The sequence below is a fragment of the Staphylococcus pseudoxylosus genome (assembly GCF_044794325.1).
In the GTDB taxonomy this organism is placed as follows: Bacteria; Bacillota; Bacilli; order Staphylococcales; family Staphylococcaceae; genus Staphylococcus; species Staphylococcus pseudoxylosus.
In genome coordinates this window covers 1,107,312-1,126,708 of sequence record NZ_CP085024.1, presented here as the reverse complement: position 1 = coordinate 1,126,708, position 19,397 = coordinate 1,107,312, and the positions used below count along the sequence as shown (strand labels likewise).

23 protein-coding genes are annotated in these 19,397 nt (G+C 31.9%); 7 read left to right on the top strand and 16 right to left on the bottom strand.

The genetic code is table 11. The features are described 5' to 3' along the window. Nucleotides 1-8 precede the first annotated feature (8 nt). From LG295_RS05290 to LG295_RS05270, 5 genes are all read right to left on the bottom strand, one after another. Complete coding sequence (locus tag LG295_RS05290; RefSeq protein WP_107530790.1) at nucleotides 9-323, bottom strand: YfhH family protein; 315 nt, start codon at nucleotides 321-323, stop codon at nucleotides 9-11. Further along, nucleotides 301-1,119 (bottom strand): recombination regulator RecX, encoded by an 819-nt coding sequence (gene recX, locus LG295_RS05285; RefSeq protein WP_107557959.1) that lies wholly within the window; start codon nucleotides 1,117-1,119, stop codon nucleotides 301-303. Before recX ends, LG295_RS05290 begins: the two co-directional genes overlap by 23 nt. Before the next feature lie 246 nt (nucleotides 1,120-1,365). Then, nucleotides 1,366-2,175, bottom strand: coding sequence for a monofunctional peptidoglycan glycosyltransferase SgtB (sgtB, locus tag LG295_RS05280; RefSeq protein WP_107557958.1), 810 nt, complete (start codon nucleotides 2,173-2,175; stop codon nucleotides 1,366-1,368). 300 nt (nucleotides 2,176-2,475) lie between these two features. After that, nucleotides 2,476-2,994 (bottom strand): type 1 glutamine amidotransferase domain-containing protein, encoded by a 519-nt coding sequence (locus tag LG295_RS05275; protein WP_017722811.1) that lies wholly within the window; start codon nucleotides 2,992-2,994, stop codon nucleotides 2,476-2,478. 86 nt (nucleotides 2,995-3,080) lie between these two features. After that, nucleotides 3,081-3,263, bottom strand: coding sequence for an SE1561 family protein (locus LG295_RS05270; RefSeq protein WP_107555513.1), 183 nt, complete (start codon nucleotides 3,261-3,263; stop codon nucleotides 3,081-3,083). 258 nt (nucleotides 3,264-3,521) lie between these two features. On the opposite strand from LG295_RS05270, the gene yfkAB reads away from it, so the two are divergent. Then, the gene (gene yfkAB / locus LG295_RS05265) at nucleotides 3,522-4,676 is read left to right on the top strand and encodes a radical SAM/CxCxxxxC motif protein YfkAB (RefSeq protein ID WP_107557957.1); all 1,155 of its coding nucleotides are present in this window, start codon (nucleotides 3,522-3,524) and stop codon (nucleotides 4,674-4,676) included. Nucleotides 4,677-4,822: 146 nt separating this feature from the next. On the opposite strand, the gene LG295_RS05260 is transcribed toward yfkAB, so the two are convergent. The 3 genes from LG295_RS05260 to LG295_RS05250 all read right to left on the bottom strand — a co-directional run bounded on the left by LG295_RS05260 (nucleotide 4,823) and on the right by LG295_RS05250 (nucleotide 6,892). Continuing rightward, nucleotides 4,823-5,344: an acyl-CoA thioesterase gene (locus LG295_RS05260; protein WP_107557956.1), complete on the bottom strand. Its 522-nt coding sequence runs from the start codon at nucleotides 5,342-5,344 to the stop codon at nucleotides 4,823-4,825. Between the two features lie 88 nt (nucleotides 5,345-5,432). Beyond that, nucleotides 5,433-6,671 carry an aminopeptidase gene (locus tag LG295_RS05255; RefSeq protein WP_107530783.1) on the bottom strand — a complete coding sequence of 413 codons (1,239 nt, stop codon included), beginning with the start codon at nucleotides 6,669-6,671 and terminating at the stop codon, nucleotides 5,433-5,435. A gap of 17 nt (nucleotides 6,672-6,688) precedes the next feature. Further along, nucleotides 6,689-6,892, bottom strand: a complete 204-nt coding sequence (locus LG295_RS05250) for a DUF1128 family protein (protein ID WP_107557955.1) — start codon at nucleotides 6,890-6,892, stop codon at nucleotides 6,689-6,691. Between the two features lie 134 nt (nucleotides 6,893-7,026). On the opposite strand from LG295_RS05250, the gene LG295_RS05245 reads away from it, so the two are divergent. The 3 genes from LG295_RS05245 (at nucleotide 7,027) to LG295_RS05235 (ending at nucleotide 9,284) form a co-directional block, all read left to right on the top strand. Next, nucleotides 7,027-7,491, top strand: a complete 465-nt coding sequence (locus LG295_RS05245; protein ID WP_107557954.1) for a low molecular weight protein-tyrosine-phosphatase — start codon at nucleotides 7,027-7,029, stop codon at nucleotides 7,489-7,491. A gap of 6 nt (nucleotides 7,492-7,497) precedes the next feature. Further along, complete coding sequence (locus LG295_RS05240; protein WP_107555508.1) at nucleotides 7,498-7,782, top strand: hypothetical protein; 285 nt, start codon at nucleotides 7,498-7,500, stop codon at nucleotides 7,780-7,782. Nucleotides 7,783-8,138: 356 nt separating this feature from the next. After that, complete coding sequence (locus LG295_RS05235; RefSeq protein WP_107530779.1) at nucleotides 8,139-9,284, top strand: YihY/virulence factor BrkB family protein; 1,146 nt, start codon at nucleotides 8,139-8,141, stop codon at nucleotides 9,282-9,284. Between the two features lie 270 nt (nucleotides 9,285-9,554). On the opposite strand, the gene LG295_RS05230 is transcribed toward LG295_RS05235, so the two are convergent. The 5 genes from LG295_RS05230 to map all read right to left on the bottom strand — a co-directional run bounded on the left by LG295_RS05230 (nucleotide 9,555) and on the right by map (nucleotide 13,175). Continuing rightward, nucleotides 9,555-10,184 carry a response regulator transcription factor gene (locus tag LG295_RS05230; RefSeq protein ID WP_017723494.1) on the bottom strand — a complete coding sequence of 210 codons (630 nt, stop codon included), beginning with the start codon at nucleotides 10,182-10,184 and terminating at the stop codon, nucleotides 9,555-9,557. After that, complete coding sequence (locus LG295_RS05225) at nucleotides 10,174-11,217, bottom strand: sensor histidine kinase (RefSeq protein WP_107557953.1); 1,044 nt, start codon at nucleotides 11,215-11,217, stop codon at nucleotides 10,174-10,176. Before LG295_RS05225 ends, LG295_RS05230 begins: the two co-directional genes overlap by 11 nt. Beyond that, entirely contained in the window at nucleotides 11,214-11,915 is a 702-nt protein-coding gene (gene liaF / locus LG295_RS05220) for a cell wall-active antibiotics response protein LiaF (protein WP_107530777.1), read from the bottom strand. Before liaF ends, LG295_RS05225 begins: the two co-directional genes overlap by 4 nt. A gap of 16 nt (nucleotides 11,916-11,931) precedes the next feature. Next, nucleotides 11,932-12,318: a hypothetical protein gene (locus LG295_RS05215; RefSeq protein WP_107530776.1), complete on the bottom strand. Its 387-nt coding sequence runs from the start codon at nucleotides 12,316-12,318 to the stop codon at nucleotides 11,932-11,934. A gap of 104 nt (nucleotides 12,319-12,422) precedes the next feature. Then, the gene (gene map, locus LG295_RS05210) at nucleotides 12,423-13,175 is read right to left on the bottom strand and encodes a type I methionyl aminopeptidase (RefSeq protein WP_107557952.1); all 753 of its coding nucleotides are present in this window, start codon (nucleotides 13,173-13,175) and stop codon (nucleotides 12,423-12,425) included. Between the two features lie 176 nt (nucleotides 13,176-13,351). On the opposite strand from map, the gene LG295_RS05205 reads away from it, so the two are divergent. Continuing rightward, the gene (locus LG295_RS05205; RefSeq protein WP_107530774.1) at nucleotides 13,352-14,338 is read left to right on the top strand and encodes an aromatic acid exporter family protein; all 987 of its coding nucleotides are present in this window, start codon (nucleotides 13,352-13,354) and stop codon (nucleotides 14,336-14,338) included. A gap of 201 nt (nucleotides 14,339-14,539) precedes the next feature. On the opposite strand, the gene LG295_RS05200 is transcribed toward LG295_RS05205, so the two are convergent. Together LG295_RS05200 and LG295_RS05195 are read right to left on the bottom strand one after the other, a co-directional pair. Then, nucleotides 14,540-15,262: a type 1 glutamine amidotransferase gene (locus LG295_RS05200; protein WP_107530773.1), complete on the bottom strand. Its 723-nt coding sequence runs from the start codon at nucleotides 15,260-15,262 to the stop codon at nucleotides 14,540-14,542. After that, nucleotides 15,259-16,578 carry a Mur ligase family protein gene (locus LG295_RS05195; protein ID WP_107530772.1) on the bottom strand — a complete coding sequence of 440 codons (1,320 nt, stop codon included), beginning with the start codon at nucleotides 16,576-16,578 and terminating at the stop codon, nucleotides 15,259-15,261. Before LG295_RS05195 ends, LG295_RS05200 begins: the two co-directional genes overlap by 4 nt. A 169-nt stretch (nucleotides 16,579-16,747) precedes the next feature. Here LG295_RS05195 and LG295_RS05190 point away from each other — a divergent pair, with 169 nt between their 5' ends. Both LG295_RS05190 and LG295_RS05185 read left to right on the top strand, forming a co-directional pair. Next, complete coding sequence (locus tag LG295_RS05190; protein WP_107530771.1) at nucleotides 16,748-17,251, top strand: ferritin; 504 nt, start codon at nucleotides 16,748-16,750, stop codon at nucleotides 17,249-17,251. A 298-nt stretch (nucleotides 17,252-17,549) separates the two neighbouring features. After that, nucleotides 17,550-18,104, top strand: a complete 555-nt coding sequence (locus tag LG295_RS05185) for a 3'-5' exonuclease (RefSeq protein WP_107530770.1) — start codon at nucleotides 17,550-17,552, stop codon at nucleotides 18,102-18,104. 48 nt (nucleotides 18,105-18,152) lie between these two features. Here LG295_RS05185 and dinB read toward each other — a convergent pair whose 3' ends face one another. Further along, nucleotides 18,153-19,223 carry a DNA polymerase IV gene (dinB, locus tag LG295_RS05180; RefSeq protein WP_326020928.1) on the bottom strand — a complete coding sequence of 357 codons (1,071 nt, stop codon included), beginning with the start codon at nucleotides 19,221-19,223 and terminating at the stop codon, nucleotides 18,153-18,155. Nucleotides 19,224-19,397 lie beyond the last annotated feature (174 nt).

Here is a 19,397-nt window from a genome sequence, read left to right as displayed (position 1 = left end):
TCATCCTTCTATAATTTTAATAATGCAATAGGTAAACCTTCTTCAGGTTCTGCACTTTTAATTCTAAAGCCCCATGCAAATACACCTTTTAATCTTTCAACTTTAAAATAGCTTCCTGTGCCATCATTTAATTTGTATATTTTCCCTAGTTCAATTTTTGTTCTATCAACTAAGTAGCTTTCTGCAATTATAACTTTACTTTGATAGACATCATATTCATTTAAAATACCATTCATTTCTGCTTTTCTCATTTTTTCTTTATAACTTTGAATTTCGTGACGTAATTCTATTTCACTCATTTCACTCAATTTCTTCTGTTCCATCGACTATACCACTCTCTTCTAATTTACCTTTAATTTTATCATATTTATAGCCTTTTCTCATGAGACCTTCAATGGTTTTATTAATCAATTTTCTGCCCGAATATTTTCTAGACTGTTTGTTATATACTTTCTCTAATTCTTGTTGTAGTAAACCATCTAATTCTTCTTCTGGTTGAGAAAAATCCATTTCATCCATAACTTCTTTAATCTTTTCAAATGAGTATCCTTTTTGCATTAATGACTGAGTTAATTTTTCTTTTCTCTTTACTACTGGTCCCTTTTTTTGCTTTAAAATCTTATTCGCTACTTTAACAACCGCTTCTAATGGTTGTTCTGCTTCATATTTTTCTACATAATCATCTATAATCATTTGTTCGACACCAGCTTCACGCAATTTTTCTTTGAAAATACCTGGACCTTTGTCAGTAGTTAAAATCATAGTGTTTTTTAAGCTATTAGCATAATCATTATGATCAATCAAACGTTGATCATGACAGTATTCTATTACCTTTGCTATTACAGATTCTGAAACTTCTTTTTTTTGTAAATGTTGTATAACTTCATGATCTGTTCTCTTCCGATAAGATATATATTGAATCGCTGTATTTACAGCTTGTCTATATTGATCATAGTTTTGGATTTTTTCCATATCTTGCGCTTCGACCATCTGGTCTTTTTTTAAATTGAAATGAATATACGTATCCATATCGATACCCATTTCAAATTCACCATCTAAATATAAATTAAAGCGCTCTTTATTCTTTTTCTGTACTTCTATTTTAGTAATTTTAGGCATAATCCTCACTCCACTTATTAGGATAACTTATATTGTTTATGAATGGAATTATAGTGTCTAGTATATTTAAAATTAATTTTAATTCATAATATGTATTACTAAATTATAGCATTAATAGGCTAAAAATTTTATCCATATTAGGATGAACAACATAAATCAGTTTATAGATGCTTAATCCTAAATATAGAAAAAGCAGCAATATGATATCCCTCTTAGTACTAGATTTCATATTGCTGCTTTATTTAGTTAAACACCTAATTCTTGTATAGCATTTTCATATTGTTCATTTGTTATATAATCTTGTTGTTTCATTTTTTCCAAATCTGTTTTAACTCGATTAATAAAATTCCCTGACATATCATTTATGTCATACACACTTGGCGCATTAATTTTACTTGCTAAGATTGCGCTTTGTAACACTGATATTTGTGGTAAATTAGGGTTGTTCTTATCTGTTGTCACACCAAAATAATGATTCGCTGCAGATTCTACAGTATACTGATCGCTACCAAAATATATATTGTTCATATAAAAACTTAACACTTCATTTTTATCATAATTTTTTTCTACTCTATGCGCGACAAATAATTCTTTGACCTTCCTAGTAAATGACTGTTCATTATCGTAGTAATAATTTTTCACTACTTGTTGTGTGATGGTACTACCACCTTGAACACTTTTATCACTTAGTGTTGAAAAAAGTGCTCTTGAAGTTCCTTTAAAATCAAATCCGTGATGTTTATAAAATCGTTCATCTTCCATAGCAATAAATGCGCCTTTTGTATAATCAGGCATATTTGAAGCAGAAACAAAGCTTTCTTTGTCTTCAATTGTTTTTAATTCATCAACATCTGCTCTTAAAGACAGAGCATACATTGCACCAATAAAAACGCCTATTATGAGAATGATTGGCATTAATAGTTTAAATAACAATCCGATTCCTTTTTTCTTTTTCTTTGGCTTACTAACAGGTTGTGAGTAAGTATTGTGGTGCGGTATATTCGAACCTTTTGCTTTATAGTGTTTACTTTCTTTATATCGATCGCTTCTTTTCATGCGGTAGCTCCTTTATGTTGCTCTCATATCATTATAAGTGAGTTTATCAATAGTTTAAACGTTTATCTAGAGCTAATTGTAAAAATCAGTCCAAGGGTGTATGCCATCCTCAACATGAAGTTTTACATTATGATCAAACCACATAAAATAACTTACATTTCCATAAAAAAACTGGAAAAACAGTGACACTTACATATTATTTCATGATAAATTTAAATATATCACTTATCAATATGCGTTATCATATGTTTTTCCAGTTATGCAAAATTAAACTACTATTTTATTTAATTAACGTTACTCTTAGTCGTTAAGTTGATTTACAATCTCTCTATTAAAATCATCTAAATCATCTGGTGTACGACTCGTAACGATATTTTTATCTACCACTACAGATTCGTCGACAACTTGTGCTCCGGCATTAGCCAAATCCTTACGAACGTTTAATACTGCAGTTAATGTACGACCATTTAAGTCATCAGTATCTATTAGAATTTGTGGTCCGTGGCAAATTGCAAAGGTTGGAACATCGTTTTTAGTAAAGTATTTTGCAAATGTGCCGTATCTACCTTCAGAATCTCCACGCAAGTGGTCAGGTGAAAATCCACCAGGAATCAATAATCCATCATAGTCTTCAGGATTAGCATCTGCAATACTTAAATCTACTGTAACTTTTTCACCGTGTTTGCCGACTACTTCACTATTTGCTTCATCGCCAATTACAACTGTTTCATGTCCTGCTTCTTCAATAGCTTCTTTAGGACTTGTTAATTCGCTATCTTCAAATTCATTCGTTACTATGATTGCTACTTTTTTCGCCATGTATAATCACCTTTCTCTATTTAAGTTCTACATATAATATAGACTAAATAACTAGGATTTAAACATAGTTTCTTATTTTCATTTATTTATGCGTTATTTGAGTCAGAAGAGCTTGAAACAGTTTTAACTTTTTCTTCTAGTTGATCGAGTAAGCCAATCCACTCATCAATATCTTCCACTTTAACTTCATCTGGATTAACATGGTCAATGTCATCGATAAATTTTTCTAATCTAGCCTTTATTTGATCAATTGTTTGATTTTCATCCATTTTTAAAAATGACTCCTTTTATTATGATAGTTATATCCTAACATGGATTTGACAAATTTTGGTATAGTCTTAATAATATTAAATTGAATGTCTGGTTTGTTTAATGTTTTCATTCCTCCAAAATCATACATACTTTATTTTATAAATCATATCACTACTTATAAATTAAATTATTTATTATGCTATGATGCAATTACTAAAATATATTTATTTTTCAATTATCCTAAGTACAAAGTTAACAAAAAGGAAGTTTAATTTATGCTAAATCTACATATTACTAATTCAAAGAAACCAATTTCAATAAACAATGACCCTTGGGAAGCTTACAATGACATGCAAGAGCACAATCGTTTAACGTTAAGTAATATAGAGTTTACTACGACTAATTTATGTAATATGCGTTGTAGTCACTGTGCGGTTGGATATACATTGCAAACAGCCGACCCTGACCCACTGCCTATGGACTTAATTTATCGTCGCCTCGATGAGATACCAGATCTTAAAACAATGTCGATTACTGGTGGAGAACCTATGTTTTCGAAGAAATCTATTAAAAATGTCGTTAAACCATTATTAAAATATGCTTATGACCGTGGTGTTTATACGCAAATGAATTCGAATCTTACACTACCACTAGATCGCTATTTAGATATCGCTGAATATATAGACGTTATGCACATTTCCCACAATTGGGGTACCATCGATGAATTTACAGACGTTGGTTTTGGAGCCATGGATAAACAACCTCCTTTAAAAGCCAAACTTAAATTATATGATCAGATGCTTACAAATTCTAGCACTCTCTCTGATCAAGGTATGTTTGTCTCAGCTGAAACAATGTTAAATCAAAGTACTGTACCACATCTTGAAAAGATTCATAAAGAAATCGTTAATGATATGAAATGTCAACGACATGAAATTCATCCGATGTATCCTGCAGATTTTGCAAGTCAATTAGATGTATTATCACTTAAAGACATGAAAGCAGCGATACACCAACTTTTAGATTTACGTGATCCAGACTTATGGATGCTATTTGGTACGCTACCCATTTATCCATGTATTAATGACGAAAATGACCAAGCGTTACTTCAACGTTTGCGTGATACACCAAATGTCACAATGCGCAATGACCCAGATGGTAGAAACAGATTAAATGTTAATGTGTTTACAGGTAATGTGATTGTCACAGATTTTGGAGACGAAAACGGCACTATTTCAAATATTAAAAATGATAAATTACCCGATGTATTTAACCATTGGTTAAACTCCTCACTCGCACAATCACTTAATTGTCATTGTTCATCATTTAGTTGTCTTGGTCCTAATGTTCTTGTAAAAAACATGTATTATCCAAAAACTGATTTTAAAGAAAAAGAAAAAGCTATGCACTCATTACATACGATGCTTTAAATGCTAACAAAATGTATCGTATGGTTTAAATTCAATTATAAAAATAAAATTGGCTCGAGCTATACTAATATGATAAAAAACGGCTAAGATCATTAATGGTCCTAGCCGCTTTTTTATCCTTATATTAGATTTCATCGTTCCAATCTCTATTTCATATTTTGAGCATTTGCTAAGAATGCTATGGTTTCTTTACTTTCATTTCTACGTTCTTTTCTACGTTTCACTCGTGCAAGCGCTGTGTCATGAAACCACATTTCAGTTTGTGTCTCTGGATAAACTTGAGGTACTTCTTGTGGTTTACCATCCTCATCTAGTGCAACAAAAGTTAAAAAGCTTAACGCTGCTAAATGTCGCTCATTTCTTATAATATCTTCTATAATGATTTGTACACAAACCTCCATCGATGATTGCCCTGCATATGACACCATAGCTTCATATGACACAATATCACCAGTTTTAATCGGTTTTAAAAAATCAACAGAATCTGTTGAAGCTGTTACTACTTGAGAATTACTATGTTTCGTTGCAGTTATTGCAGAAATTTCGTCCACATTTGCCATCAACATACCACCAAACATAGTATGTAAATGGTTTGTATCTTGCGGAAATACTTGTCGTTCCTTAACACTTCTTGATTCAGACATTGACTTACGCTTTACATTTCCCATAATATAATCCATTCCTTTGCTTTTAACTAATAAAAATCAGTGTTCTGAAATCACATCAAAACACTGTAAATTTATTAACCGTTATATCTTACTTTGCCCAATTTCCCTGTTCAAATACTAGTTCTTTTTCATCATTTTGTGTAATACCATAAATAGTTAAATCGCGGCTACCAATCATAAAATCGACATGAACCAACGAATCATTAAGTCCGTGTTCTATTTTTTCATCCGTTGTCATTTCTGTGCCGCCTTCAATATTGAAAGCATATGCCGCACCTAAAGCAATGTGACATGAAGCATTTTCATCAAATAATGTATTATAATAAATCGTATTTCTGTTTGATATTGGTGAATCATCAGGTACAAGTGCTACTTCTCCTAAGCGTTTTGCACCTTCATCAGTATTTAATAAGTCACGTAATACTGACTCTCCTTTTTCAGCTTTAAAGTCAACTACAGCACCATCTTTAAATGTTAACGTAAAATTATCAATAATGTTGCCATTATGGCTTAACGGCAATTTATTCGTAACATAACCATTAACTTTCAATCGATGTGGTGCAGTGAAAACTTCTTCTGTAGGTATGTTAGCTACAAAAGCTTGACCTTCACTTGTATAACTCGTAGCATCTTCCCAAATATGCCCTTCAGGTAAACCAATCTCTAAATCTGTACCTTCTGACACATAATGAAAAGCTTTATAGTTTTTAAGTTGCAACCTTTTAGCATGTTGACTTAAATTGTCCACGTGTTTTTGCCAATTCATAACTGGATCATTACCATCTACACGCACAATATCTAGTACTTCATCAATAAATTTATAATATGCATCTGTTTCAGACAGTTCTGGATAGACACGTTTTGCCCATGCTTTAGATGGAAACGCTGCTACACACCAAGGAAATTGATTTTTTTGACTCGCTTCCATATAACCTTTATATGCCATTGAATACTCTCGTTGAAAAGCGGATAATTTATCCCCATCTATACCACTTAATAAATCAGGGTCTTTAGTAATTAACGCAAGATTTGCTGCACCTCTTTTAACATAATCCATGCGTTTTTCAACTTCATATGATTTAACTTCATTTTGCTCAAAATGTTCTACTGTTTCATTTTCAAATTTCAAACGTGATAACTTATCGTCACTATATTCGACTTTAACGTCAGAAGCACCACGTTGATAAGCAGCTTCTACTATGTAATGTGTTAACTCAAGCGCATCTACGCTCGAACGAATAAATACTGGTTGATCTTTTTGAACATTCATACCTACACTTACTAAAAGTTCGGCATATTGTTTAAGTTTATCTTGTAATTGAGTCATATTTACTCACTCCATTCCTATTGACGAATCTGACCAAGTGCCTCTGCAATAGCTGATGCTTCACTTGGCGTAAATGACGCCTTCGATGTTACATAATCATAAATTTCACGAATCTCTTGTTCATTCGCTGTTTTAAACTTCCCCGGATCAATTACGCTTTGATTCACAAGATTTAAGCGTCCTCTTATTTCGTCTATCATTTGTTCATTATTATTTGCCAAATTATTCACCTCTTTTTTTCTCATTTTATCAAATTTAACTACCTTGTAAAACTTTTATCATAATTCCCCCTTTAGAAATGATTGAAAAAGCTTTAAAATGGGAATGAGGATTATATAAATTTGGAGGTACTCATATGACAACTGTAGCATTCGTGTGTCTAGGTAACATATGTCGCTCGCCTATGGCAGAAGCCATTATGCGACAAAAATTACTAGATAGAAACATTCAAGATATCAATGTATCCTCTAAAGGTACAGGGAAATGGAATTTAGGAGAAGCTCCCCATGAAGGGACTCAAGCAATTCTAAACTCGCATAACATACCATTCGACGGTATGATTAGCGAATTGTTTCAACCTAATGATGACTTTGACTATATCATTGCAATGGATCAAAGTAACGTAGAGAACATTAAACAAATCAATCCCAACATTAAAGGTCAATTATACAAATTGTTAGACTTTAGTGATATGGATGAGACTGATGTGCCGGACCCTTATTATACAAATAATTTCGAAGGTGTTTATAAAATGGTACAATCATCTTGTGATAATTTAATTAATTTTATAATTAAAGATGCAAACTTAAGAGAGGGGTAAAATATAATGCAAAACAAATTAATTCCAGGAATATTAATAGGTGCCATCATCGGAGGTGCAGCAACATTAGCAGACAAATCAACAAGACAGTCTTTAAAACAATCTATCAAAGATAGAAAAGAAGGCAACCGTCCTCAAAAACCATCTGCAATTAATAATATAAAAGATGAAGTATTTTACTGGAAAGATGTTGTTGAAGAAATCAGACGCAATAATCCTGAATTGGAACGTTCAATAAAAGAAGCTAAAAACACATTTGTTGAACGTAAAAACAATCGTTTAAACAGCTAATGAAGTCTCTGAAATAAACATGAGATATTATATTGTATGCTAATGGGTTATTATTAACAAACTGAAATTCCAAGTTTGTAACTTTATAGCAATTCAATACACAGTAATAATTGATATTTAAATACTAAGTATTAGTCATTTTAATTTTTTAGATATCAATCACTCTAACTCGGTGCGAAACATGAAATCAAATTAAACTCTTGATTTCTGTCTCGCTCCTTTTTATATTATTTTATGATTCACAATATTATCTGAAATTATTCATTTCATGTTTATAGTAAGAATATTGCAACACATATTTACCTTATTATCATTTTAAAGTATATTAAAAATATAAATACATAAGGAGTTTTGATATGTCTAAAAAAGAAAAAACTAATTCTAACTTTTTAAATTCTGCTAAAGAGATGGAAAATAAGGACTCAAACAAAAATAGTAGTGAGCAGATTAAACGTGATCGTACATATATTACACCTGACGAATTCAAATCAAAATCACCCAAAAAGGACAATCAAGCGTTCTTTGTATCACGTATTAACAAACCAGCAAAATATACCAAAGATTCTAATTTTTTCTCTTATTTAGTATATAGAATAGGAAAAGATGACGCATCTGGTTTATCAGCACAACTGTCTTATTATTTTATGTTATCCCTATTCCCGATGCTATTATTTTTATTATCAATAGTTCCTGTAGTAGGTGTAAAACAATCTACTATTAGAGACATGATTAAAGATCATGTGCCACCTGCTTATGCTTCACAGGTAGCTGACATCATTGGTGATATCATGAGTAATGCTAGTGGTAGTATTTTATCTGTAGGTTTAATCTTAGCATTATGGTCAGCATCAAATGGAATGACTGCATTGATGAATTCATTTAACGTTGCCTACGATGTTGAAGATAGTAGAAATTTTATTGTTTCAAAATTATTTAGTGTTTTATTTACATTAGCTATGATTATTGTTATGCCAGTAGCACTTGTATTACCGACATTTGGTCAACAAATTGGCGATTTATTATTCGGTCCACTTGGACTTGGAGAACAAGTGAAATGGGTATTTGATACAATTCGCTATGTACTTCCAGTAATTGTCGTCTTGATTGCATTCATGGTCTTATATACCTTAGCTCCAAATGTTAAAATTAAGTTAATGTCTGTCATACCTGGCGCTATCTTCGCAACTATCGTTTTCTTAGCTGGTTCATACTTATTTGGTATATATATATCTAATTTTTCCAATTATTCTAAAACGTACGGTAGTATCGCTGGTATTATTATATTAATGCTTTGGTTATATATCACTGGTTTTATTATCATTATAGGTGCTGAAATCAATGCAATTTTCCATCAAAGAAAAGTTGTTGTTGGTAAGACACCTGAAGAACAAACTTTTGCGAAAATCAAGCAAAATCATACGCCTTCTGAACAACAAGACTCTAATTCAGAAGATGTAAATTTAGCTACTGATTCAAACAATAGTAAAGATAATAACCAATAAATTTTAACAATACTACAATATTTCTAGTTATGAGAGCAGGATAAAAATCTAATTTATTTAAAAATTTTCGCCATTCTTAGAAAGCAGAGATGACTAGCTTAATAAATATAAAAAGATTACCTGAGCTGAAGTTCAGATACAAATCCTGCTAACTTAATATACCGATTATGGCTAAATCGCCTCATCTTTATATAAAAATAAAGGCTAAAACTCAACGTATTAAATGATTACGTTTCTGTTTTAGCCTTTATTTATTAAATACTTTGTAACTTATTGAATTAAGTTGTGTTGAAAAGCGTAAATAACAGCTTGTGTTCTATCTTGTACTTCTAATTTACTCAAAATATTACTTACATGTGTTTTAACGGTTTTAATTGTAATATGTGAGGCACTTGCTATTTCTTGATTTGAGTAGCCTTTTGCAATTAATAATAAGATTTCCATCTCACGCTCTGTTAACATTTCATATAATTCTGCACGTTGTTTCATCCTATTTCTCATCTTAACTAAAACTTCCGCTTCAAAAACCGATTCATTGTTATAAGTTTTTCTTATTGCCTCTGCAATATCACTAGCGCTTGTTGTTTTTAAAATGTAGCTATCCACACCTGAATCAAGCGCACGGTATACTTCGTTATCTTCTATATAACTCGTAAGCATGACTACCTTCATATGAGGTAAATCTTTTTTCACTTGTTCAGTTGCTTCAACACCATCCATATCATCCATTAACAAATCCATTAATATTAAATCTGGATTCAATTGGTGCGCCTTTTCAATTGCTTCCTTTCCAGATTTCCCTTCTCCTACAACATCAATATCTGGTTGTGTTGATAAATAGCTAGATATTCCAATTCGGACCATTTCATGGTCGTCCACAAATAAAACTTTAATCGGCATATGAATCCTCCTTATTTAATGGGGCTTTAACTTCAATTCTCGTACCTGCATCAGGTAGTGACACAATATGAAACGTTGCACCAATCTCTAGTGCACGTTCACGCATATTTTTCAAACCATAACTTTGTTCTACCTTATCATCTACATTAAAGCCTTTACCATTATCTTGTATTCTCAATAATAAATAATCATCTCTATTGAATAACTCTATGGTCACTTTAGTTCCTTTTGAATGCCTTAATGTATTCGATATAGCTTCTTGTGTAATTCTAAATAAATGATCTTCTATACCTTTAGGTACTTTAAATTCTTCTATATCATGTATAACTTTCATCGGTACTTTTTTCTGTAAATCTACAACTAAATCTTTAATACCTTCACCAAGCGATTTATCTTTCAAGCCTATAGGTCTTAAATGTAATAATAAAGCTCTCATTTCTAGCTGAGAATCTTGTATCATTTTCTCTAGTACTGGAATTTGTTGATCTAAAGGGGCTTCTAATTTTGTTTCTTTTATTGCTGATAACATCATACTAGCTGCGAACAACTGTTGACTCACCGAATCATGTAGTTCGCGTGCTAACCTTTGTCGTTCATCTTCAATAATTTTTTTCACTTTTACATCATTTATATTATATGATTCATTTGTTAAATTTTGCGTTTTCATCCTTAATTTATGTACTTCTTGATTTAAAGGGACTAACGTTTGATATAAATCAATGGTTTCGTTATACAATTCTATATTTTGATCATTTATCCCTACAGTTTGCCCTTCTATCGACCTTTCTATTTGGTCTTTCAACCAATGGTTTTGTTGGTTTATTTTATATGCTAATACAGAACCTACAATAATACAGAGCAAAATAACCATTAGATTTAAAAATAATAAGACGGGTATACCAAATATTTGCGTATAAAACATACCTTGAAAGTACATAATATTAACAAATACTTTATCAATAAAAAATATAGCAAAAAATGTACTATAAACTAATATCAACATTGAACCTATTGCTCTAATATAGTGATTCATTTATAAATCACCTCAACATCACCTAAGAAGGATGAAACATAAATGTTCACAGCATAATTATCCTCTTTAGTTTCCTCGATAATTTTGATATTATTGTTCTCGACTTTATAAGACGTCTCATTTACATAAGCGTTGCCATATAACGTTGTGAAATGCAATATTATATTGTAGTTCAATGGGACGATAATTTGTACTTTCCCAATAATATGACGGATAACTAGCGTATTATTCTCTTTAATATTTGCCGCTTTCGACATATCGATATGGATATCTCCAATACCATGTTGTACCTGTATGTCTTCCCATTTATATACATATACAGGTGTACGTTGTTCTCCAAACCATTTTTGTTTTATAAAATCTGGCGTATCTACCTCTTCTTCAGCAGCAGTTATTTTTAAAGGTTTAAATCTATAAATAATGTATCTCACAATAAGTACTATTAAAAATACAAACAAGATTATAATCGTGTATTTATTAGAAAGCAACGTAAATGCAATTAACAAGACCCCTATCCAAAACGAGAGTAGCCCACGTACTTTATGAAAATAAATATAACCTACATAAACTAAAATACAACCAAGTAATAAAACAAGTAAAAAGCCAATTTTTTCAAAGAAAATATAGTAAAAATTGGCAATAATCATCAATGCTGTAAAAACAATAAGCATCTCTGTCGATATATATTTATGAGTCATGTTTCGCCACCTTTCTTCAAGCGACTAAACTTATGCGTTCGATTAAATCACACTCAGTTTCGATATTTGCTCTTTCAACTGCTTGTTGTGATAGATCGGATTCGATTCGAGCGTAGTCTGCTTCCATTTCATTTAAATCATTTTTTATTCTATCTATTTCGATATCCTCAATCTCTTGAGCACAATAAATGTAATCTTCATCTATCATATCAATATACTTATTTTCTAATGATAAGGTTAAATTATCAATTAATTTTGCTACATAAACTTTTCTTTCGAGTAAATAATTTATGTACATTTCAATACTTCTTAATTTTTTATCTAAATACTGTCTATATTCTACTAAACTAGTATAGAAAGTGTTTTTTGTCATTTTTTCTAAGTAAGTCTTAATATAATTCATAGAATCACCTCATGATTGATTAGCTTCTATTATAAAAAATATCCGGAGCCTTTAATATAGGCTCCGGAACCATCTTATATTAGGACTTTAGACCGAAACACTATCTAATCTATTTTAGTAGTTAATACTGGTCCATCTTTTGTCACAATGACAGTATGTTCAATTTGAGCCACAAAACTTTTATCTTTTGTTTCAAATGCCCATTCATTCTTTCCTTCAGTAACGTATGTTGCTTTTGTAGAAATAAATGGTTCTACTGCTATGACTGTACCTTCTTTTAGTAACGTTTTATCTTTTGGTTCGTAATAGTTCATCACGTGGTTTGGTGCTTCATGTAATGATTGGCCAACACCATGTCCAGTTAAGTTTTTAATTACAGTAAGATTGTTTTTACGTGCAGTTGCATGCACTGCTTTACCAATTTGGCTTAGTTTCGCACCGGGTTTAATTCTAGTCATCGCTGCTTCAAAGGCCTCTAGTGCTACGTCACAAACTTTTTGTTTTAAGGGATTGTCAGCTTCACCAACAACAAATGAAACGCCTGTATCTGCATAATAACCATTTTTTAAGGCTGATACATCAATGTTTACCAAATCACCCTCATTTATTTTACGCTTACCCGGAATACCGTGAGCAACTTCTTCGTTCACACTGATACACGTTTGACCTGGAAAGTTTTCATCGTGAATTGGTGCTGAGATTGCACCGTGTTCTTCAAATAATACTTTTGCTATATCATCTAACTCTTTAGTAGTTACACCTGGTTTAGTAGCAGCTTGCATTTTATCTCTTATTAAAGCACATATGTAACCAATATCTTTTAAAGCTGTTAATTCTTCTTCTGTTTTTACGATCATATTATCCCGTTCCTTTATATATATTATATTCTCCCTTATTATAGCAGAATTTTTTTGATATAATAAATTAGAAAATTTTAACATGTATAGTTTAACATTTTATGGAACGAATGACATGACTACTTTTAATATTTCATATTGGTTTGACGACTATACATACCATTAGGAGTTTTTCTATGAATGACATTTGGTATAAAAAGATTATTGGCGCACGCACAATCAAAACAGGATTAGCTACATTTTTAACAGCATTTTTCTGTTTAGCTTTAGACTTAAACCCTATTTTTGCAATTTTAACAGCAATTGTTACGATTGAACCGACTGCTAAAGCTTCTCTGAAAAAAGGCTATCGAAGACTGCCAGCAACAATTATTGGCGCTTTATTTGCCGTAGTATTTACATTTATCTTCGGTGATCAATCACCTTTTGCCTATGCTTTTAGTGCAACATTTACAATCATTTTGTGTACAAAATTAAATTTACACGTAGGTACGACTGTTGCAACACTCACAGCAATGGCCATGATTCCAGGTATTCACGATGCTTATTTCTTCAACTTCTTTTCCAGACTTTTAACAGCTATTATCGGCCTTGTAACTGCTGGCCTTGTAAACTTTATCATTTTACCTCCAAAGTATTATGAGCAATTAGAATCTTCAATTAATACTTCAGAACGTAAAATGTATGCTCTTTTTAATTTAAGAATGCGCCAACTCCTACTTGGTAAATTTACCAAAAGTGCACCTTATCGCCAGTTAAATACTTTAATTGACATTAATCAGAAAGTGGAAATGTTACTAGCTTATCAAAAAGACGAACTTAGTTACCATAAACATAATGACTCCGATTGGTTACGGTTAAAGTCATTAACTACTCGATCACACACGAATAGATTATTTATAACTCATTTATCAAACTTAGTCTACTTACCAAAAGATACTAATGTAACATTTACCCATGATGAAAAATTGGCTATCCTTTATATCGCACAGAGTATAAGTAACATCTATGCTACTGGCCATTTTGAGCGCCAGCCACGTCACGCTTCATTGCTCAAGACATCGGTCAAAGGTTTAGATGAATTTGACGAAAACCAAATAAAGAGTCACATTATTTATGAAATACTATTAATTTATCGCATATTAGATCATCGTTTTGCTTAATAACATTATAATTAGTCAATTGATATATAGTTACATTTTCGACTAATTATACATAATAAAAAAGAGTGGTACAAAAATGATTTTTGGCTAAAATCATTTCTATACCACTCTTTTGCATCAGTTTTAAATCATGCTATCGTATTAACATAAACGCTTAATACACTTTATTCAGAACATTTATCGTAAATTCTTTAAATTTAATTAATTATTTTTCTGTACACGCTCAACAATGACACTTTTAGCAGCTTCTTCTTCTGTATTATCCACTTGTTTAGGCTCAAATTCTATACCTTTACGTTCACAAGCTTTCTCTAATAAGTAATCTGTAATTTCATGGTTTTTTGGTAAAATTGGACCATGTAAATACGTGCCTAATAGATTTTTATAATGAATACCTTCTGCCGCTTCATCATCGTTATTGCCATAACCATGTGTTACTTTGCCTAACGTACCATATGGATGATATGTGCGACCGCCGTGATTTTCAAAGCCAACAATTGTGCCGAAAGTTTCGCTTTGTATGACGATATCACCAGTAAGACGTTCTTTTTGTGATTCTGTATAAAAATCCAATATATCTAAGCCCGCAAGTTCTGTACCTTCAGGAGTAATATATTTACTACCCAAAAATTGGTATCCTCCACAAATTGTTAGTCCTGGCATGCCATCTTCAATTGCTTCTTTTAAAGTATCTTTAATTTTACTTAACTCTTTTGTTGCAAGGGCTTGTTCTCTATCACTTCCACCACCAATAAAGAATATATCACATCCATCTAATGTAACACCTTCTGTTTCGTTAACATCTACAACATTCAATTTAATATTTCTTAATTTGGCACGTTGCTTTAATGCAATAATGTTACCTATGTCACTATATAAATTTAATTTGTCCGGCATAAAATGATAAATCGTTAATTCATTCATTGCACTTTGACCTCCTCAAATGAGTGGTTTAATTGTTCTAGCATTGGTGCAAGTGAAGTATAATTTGGAATTGCCACGGTGAAACTTTCTTTATAATCCATTGTTTTAGCCGTTGCTTTGTATATATCCTTTTCCAAAATAATCGGTACGTTAACACCAGCAAGTTTTAATCGTAATTGCAATTCCTCAGCACGTGTACCTGTAACAATAATAGCTTCAATTTGCTGTCTAGTTAACTTTTCAAAATCTGCATCATATATCCATGATGTATCCCTACCATCTGCTGCATTATCGTTTAAACTCAACACATAAACTTTACTACCAGTTAATTGTTCTCCCACAGATAAACTTGCATTCATTCCAGCAGGGTTTTTCGCAAGATTAATCATTGCCTCTTTACTATCTTTTTTAAAATACTGCATACGCCCATTGTCCGAAGTATAAGTTTCGAAACCTTGTCGTATCCCTTCATCATCTAAACCTAATTCTTTCAAAACTGTGTATGCTGCTATCGCATTATACGCGTTAAAATCACCGGCTATTTTCATATTAAATGTAGTTGTTCCTACACCTAAATTAATAAATGGTGTAAGTGTAAATTGAGATACTTCGTATTTTGCATCTTCACGTTTAAATCCACATTCGCAATGGTAGTGTCCAATTTGGTTATATTGTACATAATCATAATGTAATAATCGACCACAGTTTGGACAATAACGACTTTCATTCATTGTACTTTGCTCAAATTCATAAGCGTATGCTTTCATCCCATAATAAACCACTGTATCACTAGCTATTTTTAATCTACTAACAAATGGATCATCTGCATTCAATAGCAACTTAATCCCCTTATTATTGATTGCATTTGCTATGTTATTGACCATAATATCGATTTCACCAAAACGGTCCATTTGGTCTCGGAAGAAATTCGTAACAACCATCATTGTCGGCGTTACTTCATTAAGCACTCTTGGAATTGACCCTTCATCTATCTCAATAACTGCAATTTTTGTATCTTTATTATTTTGCAAAATAAAAGCTGATGTTATACCTGCAGCCATATTTGCGCCTTCATTATTATGTATGATTTCTATATCATTAGCTCTTAATGTATGACCAATTAAATTCGAAGTTGTCGTCTTCCCATTTGTACCACTTATGAAGACAATTTCGTCAACTTGAGAAGCTAATTTTCGTAATATATTTTTATCTATTCTTCTAGCAACTTGACCTGGCAAATCTGTACCTTTTTTACCGGCAGCTTTACTCACTTGCCTAGCCATTTTTGCTAATCGGGTTGCAGTCCAATGTCTCATATACTTCCTCCTTCTACTCTTCACTAGAATATTATAACATGATTATGTTGTATTCCAAACAATTCTAAATCTAAATTACCATTGTATTTTTACTATCGTTATTGTGTATAATTTACTACAATGAATAGTTTTGATATACTTAAAAAAAAGCATTGGAGGCTTATTAATTATGTTAAATGAAGACTTATTGAATGCGTTAAATGAACAAATGAATCATGAATTTTATGCGGCTCATGCATATATGGCTATGGCTGCTTTTTGTGATGATAATTCTTACGAAGGGTTTGCTAACTTCTATATCCAACAAGCTAAAGAAGAACGTTTCCATGGTAAAAAAATATACGACTACATTAATGATCGTGGTGGCCATGCACTATTTAGTTCTATCCCTGCACCAAAAACAGAATTCTCAAGTATTTTAGAGACATTTAAAGATGGTTTAGCGCAAGAACAAGACGTTACACGTAGATTCTATAACCTATCTGATTTAGCCAATAAAGATAAAGATTACGCGACAATTTCATTCTTAAATTGGTTTTTAGATGAACAAGTTGAAGAAGAAGCTATGTTTGAAACACACATCGATTATTTAAATCGTATTGGTGATGATAGTAATACACTCTATCTTTATGAAAAAGAACTAGCTGCACGTTCTTTCGACGAGGAAGCCTAAGTCTCATCTTACATTTAAACCATTTATAAGATATTTATGCTGTTAAAATGCCATAGCATAAATATCTTATTTTTTTATACGCCATGCCCAACTTGGGTAAACCATAAAGGGCGCAGATTAGAAACCAATTTTTGTTAAAATGATTCATACGCCCCTCCCTCTTTTTTTTATTCTTACACAATATCATATGCTTTAAACTAGTTATAAAAGCCACTTTGAATCGTTTTGCTAACTTGACTAGTTTGCCATATTTATATAAAGTCATTACATATTAGTATTAAGAAAGGAACCATGTAACATGAATTCAGACGCCTTTATTGCACTAGATTTTGAAACTGCAAATGGAAAACGTACGAGTATTTGTTCTGTTGGGATGGTTAAAGTTGTTGATCATCAAATAACAGAAACATTTTACACGCTCATTAATCCTAATGACTTCTTTTCACAACAAAATATTGCAGTTCATGGGATTCATCCCGAAGAAGTTGCAGACGCTCCCACTTTTAAAACTGTATACCCATACATGCTAAAATTTATAGGTGATTTACCTGTAGTAGCTCATAATGCAGCTTTTGATATGACTGTATTCCATGAAAGTATTAAATCATTAGGAATTGAAACACCGTGCATGACTTATTTTTGTTCACTTCAATTATCACGAAGAACAATTCATCATCACCGTTATGGCTTAAACTATATGATGCAATATTACGATTTAGATTTTCATGGCCATCACGATGCTCTAAACGACGCTAAAGCTTGTGCCATGATTACATTTAGACTTTTAAAACATTATGACAATTTACCAAGTATGCTCAGGGTGTATGGTAAGGACCTTAGAGATAAAGACTAAGCATGGTTAAGACATTTAAGTTGTTAAAGCTATATAAATCAAACCAATTTAAATGTAGTCATAAATTGTCATATTTTCGAATGTCGCCCTTTCTAGGTTCCCTACGGTTACACCTATAAGTCGAATAGGTGTATCAGAATCTTTTAACTCAGTATATAAACTATATGCAACATTATAGATATCAGTTTCGTTCCGTACAGGGTCACGTAAGCTTCGTTGCTTTGATAATGTTTCAAATTTAAATGTCTTTATTTTAACGGTAACTGTTTTACCCGATTTATGCAATTTAGCTAACCGTTCTGCTGTTTTATTACTTAATTCCCAAACTTTTTGTAATATTTCATCATCATCATTCATATCTGTAGCAAATGTTCGCTCTGTGCCGACAGATTTTCTAATCCTCGTTGATTTAACCGGATTATGGTCTACCCCTCTTGCCTTGTTATATAAACCGTGACCTCTTTTACCAAACAGCCTAATAAGCTCTCGCTCGCTTTGATCATATAAATCTTGCCCCGTATATATATGATGCTCATGCATTTTTTCTTTCGAAGCTTTACCTACCCCCGGGAAATCACCAATATCTAACGCCATCAATATATTGTGTACGTTATGGTAATCAATTACAGTTAAACCGTTGGGTTTGTTCATCCCACTAGCTAACTTTGCTAGAAACTTATTATAAGAGACACCTGCAGATGAAGTGAGTTTTGTCGCTTCAAAAATATCTCTTCGTATATATTGTGCAATATGAGAAGCGGGTAAATCTGATCTGACAAGATGTGTAATATCTAAATAGGCCTCATCCAATGAAAGTGGCTCAACTATATCCGTATAACTTTTAAATATATTCATGATCTGTTCAGACGCTTCCCTATAAGCTTCAAACCGAGGTGTTACATAATAACCATTTGGACAAAGTTTATGGGCCTGAGCGGTGGGCATTGCAGAATGGACACCATATTTTCTCGCTTCATAAGACGCTGTAGAAACAACGCCTCTACCACTTGCTTTACCACCTACAATAACTGGTTTCCCTTTTAAATTGGGGTTATCTCTCATTTCAACTTGCGCAAAAAAATAATCCATATCAATATGAATGATTCTTCTCTCTGACAATGACCTCACCTCCTCTTTTGACTATTTTTCAAATTTTATATTACTTATATCTTACAATTTACTATATCTTAATTCTTCAAATTTGCTCATTAAAAAAAGAGTTAGTTCTAGCTATTAAAATACACACTGAACGTATCGTCAATATGTATTTTAATAGTAGAATCCTAACTCTCT